The 5736-nt window shown below is 71.2% G+C and carries 7 protein-coding genes; 6 read left to right on the top strand and 1 reads right to left on the bottom strand.

Annotated features, from left to right (window positions below; translation table 11 throughout):
* The 5 genes from ACRWK7_RS16955 to ACRWK7_RS16935 form a co-directional block, all read left to right on the top strand.
* Positions 1-433, top strand: a 433-nt coding sequence (locus tag ACRWK7_RS16955; protein WP_431857449.1) for an OmpA family protein, incomplete at its 5' end; no start/stop codon positions are given.
* A 37-nt stretch (positions 434-470) separates the two neighbouring features.
* Positions 471-1634: a flagellar motor protein MotA gene (locus tag ACRWK7_RS16950; RefSeq protein WP_431857448.1), complete on the top strand. Its 1164-nt coding sequence runs from the start codon at positions 471-473 to the stop codon at positions 1632-1634.
* Between the two features lie 15 nt (positions 1635-1649).
* Entirely contained in the window at positions 1650-2948 is a 1299-nt protein-coding gene (locus tag ACRWK7_RS16945; RefSeq protein ID WP_431857447.1) for a peptidoglycan -binding protein, read from the top strand.
* A 134-nt stretch (positions 2949-3082) separates the two neighbouring features.
* Positions 3083-3790, top strand: coding sequence for an endonuclease III domain-containing protein (locus tag ACRWK7_RS16940; RefSeq protein ID WP_431857446.1), 708 nt, complete (start codon positions 3083-3085; stop codon positions 3788-3790).
* 70 nt (positions 3791-3860) lie between these two features.
* Positions 3861-4100, top strand: a complete 240-nt coding sequence (locus tag ACRWK7_RS16935) for a DUF1178 family protein (protein ID WP_109122043.1) — start codon at positions 3861-3863, stop codon at positions 4098-4100.
* 60 nt (positions 4101-4160) lie between these two features.
* On the opposite strand, the gene ACRWK7_RS16930 is transcribed toward ACRWK7_RS16935, so the two are convergent.
* Positions 4161-5015: a peptidoglycan-binding protein gene (locus tag ACRWK7_RS16930; protein WP_431857445.1), complete on the bottom strand. Its 855-nt coding sequence runs from the start codon at positions 5013-5015 to the stop codon at positions 4161-4163.
* A 240-nt stretch (positions 5016-5255) separates the two neighbouring features.
* Here ACRWK7_RS16930 and ACRWK7_RS16925 point away from each other — a divergent pair, with 240 nt between their 5' ends.
* Entirely contained in the window at positions 5256-5510 is a 255-nt protein-coding gene (locus ACRWK7_RS16925) for a hypothetical protein (RefSeq protein ID WP_431857444.1), read from the top strand.
* Positions 5511-5736 lie beyond the last annotated feature (226 nt).

The raw sequence follows: 5736 nt of genomic DNA, 5'->3' as shown, positions 1-5736 counted from the left end.
GGCGCCCGCCCCGGCTCCCGCGCCCGCCGCCGCACCGCCGGCGGCGACGCCCGCGCCGGCCCCGGCATCGCCACCAACCCAGACGGCCGCCCTGCCGCCGCCCGCCCCGCCCCCGGCGTTGCCGCGCAGCGCGCTCAGCGTGGTGTTCGACGGCGGTGCGTCCGACCTGCCGGAGTCGGCCGAGGCGACGGTGAACGATCTCGCCCAGCGGATGCGCGCCAACGAGACTCTGCGCCTGCAGCTGCGCTCCTACGCCAGCGGCACGGCGGAGACGGCGCGCGAGGCACGGCAGCTGTCGCTGGCCCGCGCGCTTGCGCTGCGCGAGCGGCTGAGCGCCTTCGGCATCCGCAGCACCCGCATCGACATCCGCGCGCTGGGCAACGGCGCCGCCGACGGGCCGCCGGATCGCATCGACGTGGAGTTCCTGAACTGAACGAGGCGCGCGCGCCCGAACGGAGGAGTTGGTTCCGATGACGCGCCCTGAGCGCTTCCTGACCCGGATGATTCTCTTCCTCGTCGTCGTCGTCGTGGTGGTCGGGCTGCTGTTCCCGGCGCTCTACGGTGCGTTCATGACCAACGCGGCGCTGAACGGGCTGATCATGACGGCGCTGCTGGCCGGCATCGTCTTCATCTTCCGGCAGGTGCTGATCCTGCGGCCGGAGGTGGCGTGGCTGCACGGCTACCAGCAGTTCCAGCACGACCGCCCCGGCGCGCTGGCCACCGTGCCGGAGCCGGTGCTGCTCGGCCCGCTGGCCCGCATGCTGGGCGAGAAGCGCGGGCGGCTGATGCTGTCGGCGCTGTCCATGCGCACCGTCCTCGACGGCCTCGCCGCGCGCCTCGACGAATCGCGGGAGCTGTCGCGCTACCTCATCAGCCTGCTGATCTTCCTCGGCCTGCTCGGCACCTTCTGGGGCCTGCTGCACACGGTGCGCTCGGTCGGCTCGGTGATCGGCAACCTCAGCGTCAGCGGCGGCGACGTCGCCTCGATGTTCGCCAGCCTGCAGCACGGGCTGGAGGCGCCGCTGACCGGCATGGGCACGGCGTTCTCGTGCTCGCTGTTCGGCCTCGCCGGATCGCTGGTGCTGGGCTTCCTGGAGCTGCAGGCGACGCAGGCGCAGCACCGCTTCTACCAGGACGTCGAGGACTGGCTGTCCGGCGCCACCCGCCTGTCCACCGGCGCGGCCGGCAACCTGGAGACCGGCGACCAGTCGATCCCGGTGTACGTCCAGGCGCTGCTGGAGCAGACGGCGGAGAACCTGGACGGCCTGCAGCGCATCGTCGCCTCCGGCGAGGAGAGTCGCCGCACCTCCAACACCAACCTGATGGCGCTGACCGAGCGGCTGAGCACGCTGACCGACCAGATGCGGGCCGAGCAGACGCTGCTGCTGAAGCTCACCGAGAGCCAGATGGAGATGAAGCAGGTGCTGGGCCGGCTTGCCGACGCCACCGCCGGCGGGCTGGACGAGAACTCGCGCCAGCACCTGCGCAACATCGACGTCTACCTCGCCCGTCTCGTCGAGGAGACCTCCTCCGGCCGCACCCAGGCGGTGGGCGAGATCCGCAACGAGATCAAGGTCCTCACCCGCACCATCGCGGCGCTGGCGGAAGAGGCGGAACGCGCCGACGGGCGGTAAGGGAGCCCTCGCACCATGGCAAGCTTCAGCCGCCGCAACGGACACCGCGAACTGAACGCCTGGCCCGGCTGGGTCGATGCGCTGTCGTCGCTGGTGATGGTGGTCATCTTCCTGCTGATGGTCTTCGTGGTGGCGCAGTTCTACCTCGCCACCGCGCTGACCGGCCGCGACGAGCAGCTGCAGAGCCTGTCGCGCAAGGTGGCCGAGCTGAACGACCTGCTGACCATGGAGCGCGACGCCAACGCCGACCTGCGCGTCAACATCGCGCAGATGTCGGACCAGCTCCAGTCCTCGGTGGCCACCCGCGAGGACCTGACGGCGGCCATGGGCCAGCTCCAGGACGAGCGCGACGCCACCGCCCGCGAGGCCGCCTCGCTCGCCGCCGACATCAAGGCGCTGCGCGAGATGCGCCAGCGCCTGGAGGGCGAGGTGGCGGAGCGCGCCGCGGCACTGCGCCTGACCGAGGAGCAGCGGCAGGCGCTGCTCGCCCAGCTCGGCACCGCGCGCGACCGCAGCAAGGAGCTGGAGGCGAAGCTCGCCGACTCCGGCGAGAAGACCATGCTGGCGCAGAAGGAGATCGCGCTGCGCGACCAGCAGATCGCCGCGCTGAACCGCCAGATCGCCGAGGCCACCGACAAGGCGGACGCGACGCAGAAGGACATCGCGCAGGCGCAGAAGGACCTGACGCTGCGCAACGACCAGATCGACACGCTGAACAAGCAGATCGCCGCGCTGCGCGACCAGCTCGCCCGCATCGGCGAGGCGCTGAACCTGTCGGAGAAGAAGGCGAGCGAGCAGCAGGTGCAGATCGCCGACCTCGGCGCCCGGCTGAACCAGGCGCTGGCCAGCAAGGTGCAGGAGCTGGCCCGCTACCGCTCGGAGTTCTTCGGGCGCATGCGCGAGGCGCTGGGCACCCGGCAGGACATCCGCATCGTCGGCGACCGCTTCGTCTTCCAGTCCGACATCCTGTTCCCCTCGGCCTCGGCCGAGCTGCAGGAGGCCGGCAAGCGCCGCATGGCCGACCTCGCGCAAACCCTGATCGAGCTGGGCAAGACGATCCCGTCTGACATCAACTGGGTGCTGCGCGTGGACGGCCACACCGACAGCCGGCCGATCACCCGCACCTACGCGTCCAACTGGGAGCTGTCGGCGGCGCGCGCCATCGCGGTGGTGAAGTTCCTGATCGAGCAGGGCATCCCGGCCGAACGGCTGGTCGCCGCCGGCTTCGGCGAGTGGCAGCCGCTCGACAGCGGCACCAGCGAGGAGGCGCTCGCCCGCAACCGCCGCATCGAGATCAAGTTCGACCAGCGCTGAAGCAACACGCCCCCTCCCCGGCCCTCCCCCGCTTGCGCGGTGGAGGGAACAAAGCTCCCTCTCCCGCGCAAGCGGGGGAGGGTTAGGGAGGGGGCCTTGTTTCGCCTGTTTCCATGCGCGAGGAGGACCCGCGCATGCCCGTTCCCGCCACCCACGCCGCCCCGGCGCCGCGCCGTGCCGACAAGCAGCCGTTCGACATCGACGAGGCGTTCCGCCGCCTGCGCGCCGCCGTCGAGGGCCTGCCCAAGGCCGCCATGTTCGAGCTGCGCGACGAGGGTTACGGCTCACCCTTCGAGCAGCTGGTCGGCAGCCTGATCTCCGCCCGCACCCGCGACGAGACGACGCTGACCGTCTGCCGCCGCCTGTTCGCCGTCGCGCGTACGCCGGAGCAGATGGCGGCGCTGGACGAGGCGGAGCTGGTCCGCCTGCTGAACGGCGCCACCTTCCCGGAGCCCAAGGCACGCGACCTGATCGCGCTGTCGCGCCGCATCGTCGCCGAACACGGCGGCCGGGTGCCGGACACGCTGGAGGGACTGACCGCGTTCCGCGGCGTCGGGCCGAAGATCGCGGCGCTGACGCTGGCGGTCGGCTACGGGCGCCCGGCCGTCGCGGTGGACGTGCACGTGCACCGGGTGACCAACCGCTGGGGCTATGTCGCCACCACGACGCCGGAGCGCACCATGGAGTCCCTGGAGCAGACGCTGCCCGAACGCTACTGGATCGAGATCAACGAGCGGCTGGTGCCCTTCGGCAAATGGATCTGCACCGGCGAGCGGCCGAAATGCTCGACCTGCCCGTTGCTGTCGATGTGCCGGCAGGTGGGAGTGACGTCACATCGCTGACGCTTGGCGGGGAGCGGCCGATTCGGGTACATACACGCCGACTGTGGTCTTTCCCCGGGGTACCGACGCGATGATCCTCTATGCGCTCCGCTGCAACTGCGGCCACGAGTTCGACCAGTGGTTCGAGAACATGGCCGACTACGACGCCCAGCGCCCGTCCCTCACCTGCCCGTCCTGCGGCGGGCACGAGGTGGCCAAGGCCATCATGGCCCCGCGCGTCGGCAAGGCGCAGCCGGCCGCGCCCGCGCACCCCTGCAACCCGGTCGGCTGCGGCAACGGCGCCTGCCCGATGGCGCAGGCGATGATGTGATGCTCGCCCCGCCCCTCCCCGCGCAGCGGGGGAGGGTCGGGGTGGGGGCACGGAGGTTTGCTACCGCCGGCGCTCGCTCGACAGGCGCGGCATGCCGCCGGTGGTCAGCTCCTCGCGGCGGGGGGTGAAGCGGGGTTCGACGCGCGCTTCGCGCTCCTCCTCGTCGCGGACCGGCCCCTTGCTCGACGGGCGGCCGCTGCGCCACCAGCCGAGGCCGATGAAGCCCAGCGTGCCGGCCAGCACCGCCATCACCGCGTAGCGCAGCCAGCCCGGCGCGGTGAACCCGTCCTCGTCCTTCGAGAGCGTCGTCACCGGCACCTCCTTGCCGTCCGCCGTGGTGGCGGTGACGCTGGCGCGCGGGGCGGCCTGCGGCGTGCCGGGTGCGGCGTGCGCGGCCGGAGACGGCGTCGAGGACGATGGGGCCGTGCGGCTCGACGGCAGGGGAACCTCGCTGGGCGCGCCGCGCACCACGGGGCCGAGGGTCACCTCGCCACCGCCGGTGGTGTCGACATCGCCGGAGCGCTGGGCGGCGCGCGGCGCCACCTCCTTCGGCGCGACGCGCGGCACGTTGGCCGGGGCGCCGGTCTTCGGATCGGCGAGGTTGCCCATGGTGCCGGGCGTCTTCGCCGAGCGCTCGCCCATCATCTTGTTGACGGTCGCCTGGTCGAGGTTGCCGGTGGCCGGGAGCCCGTGGTCCTTCTGGTACCTGGACAGCGCGGCGCGGGTCTGCGGCGTCAGCTGGCCGTTGGCGCGGCCGCCGATGTCGTAACTCTTCTCCTTGAGGATCGCCTGCGCCCACTGGATGTCGGCCACCGATTGGGCCAGCGCCGGCCCCAGGCACAGGGCGCCGGCGCCCAACCCCGCGAGAACCGCCAGCGCCATGCGCGGGCGCGTCCGCCCGAAACCGCCAGCCATCGCCGAACCTCCAGACAGTGCAGACCATGTTCCGTAAACCGCTTTGCTAGCAGATTGCGGCGATTTTTCGGGCGGGAAAATGGAGGCACCCACGCCCCGAGTCGCACGCTGCGCCGCAGCGTTGCATCCGGGTCACGATCTGGGTAACGCCGCTGCCCCGCCGCCCCCACCCGCCGCTTGCAGACAATAGATAAAATTTGTGGTATTTTCCGGGCCGGTGCTGCGGACGGGGGGTGCATCATGTCTCGGATGGGCGGAGCGGTGCTGCTGATGGGCGTGCTTCTGCTGGCGGGGTGCAGCAAGCCCGGCTACCGGGAATGGACCGCCAGCGCCGAAGTCGGCCAAGTCGCCTTCGACGAGTGCACGGACGAGGTGGACACCACCATGCGCCTGCGCGGCTACCCGCACCGGCCGCTGCCGGAGACGCCGCACTTCGCCTACCGCAAGGAGATCTTCGGCACCTGCATGCGCCGCAAGGGCTACGCTCCGGACTGAGCATGGACGTTTCCGTCATCCCCGCGGAAGCGCACGGCTGTCCGGGGAACGTGTTTAAGCTTCTGAAACGGCAGAGTTCTGTGGTTCCGAGTCTCCACCTCGGGGATGTGACGGCCCCCGTGCGCGTTGCTTCCATTTTTCGTCATCCCCGCGAAAGCGGGGATCCAGAGAACCTTGGGAAATCAACCCCTTGCCAACTCTCCTGGATCCCCGCTTTCGCGGGGAT

It is taken from the genome of Azospirillum sp., from assembly GCF_050789165.1.
This window is presented reverse-complemented; position numbering and strand designations above follow the sequence as displayed.

Excerpts from the sequence above, each read along its gene's own strand:
- ACRWK7_RS16950 (WP_431857448.1), top strand. The coding sequence starts at position 471 with ATGACGCGCCCTGAGCGCTTCCTGACCCGGATGATTCTCTTCCTCGTC.
- ACRWK7_RS16945 (WP_431857447.1), top strand. The coding sequence starts at position 1,650 with ATGGCAAGCTTCAGCCGCCGCAACGGACACCGCGAACTGAACGCCTGG.
- ACRWK7_RS16940 (WP_431857446.1), top strand. The coding sequence starts at position 3,083 with ATGCCCGTTCCCGCCACCCACGCCGCCCCGGCGCCGCGCCGTGCCGAC.
- ACRWK7_RS16935 (WP_109122043.1), top strand. The coding sequence starts at position 3,861 with ATGATCCTCTATGCGCTCCGCTGCAACTGCGGCCACGAGTTCGACCAG.
- ACRWK7_RS16930 (WP_431857445.1), bottom strand. The coding sequence starts at position 5,015 with ATGGCTGGCGGTTTCGGGCGGACGCGCCCGCGCATGGCGCTGGCGGTT.
- ACRWK7_RS16925 (WP_431857444.1), top strand. The coding sequence starts at position 5,256 with ATGTCTCGGATGGGCGGAGCGGTGCTGCTGATGGGCGTGCTTCTGCTG.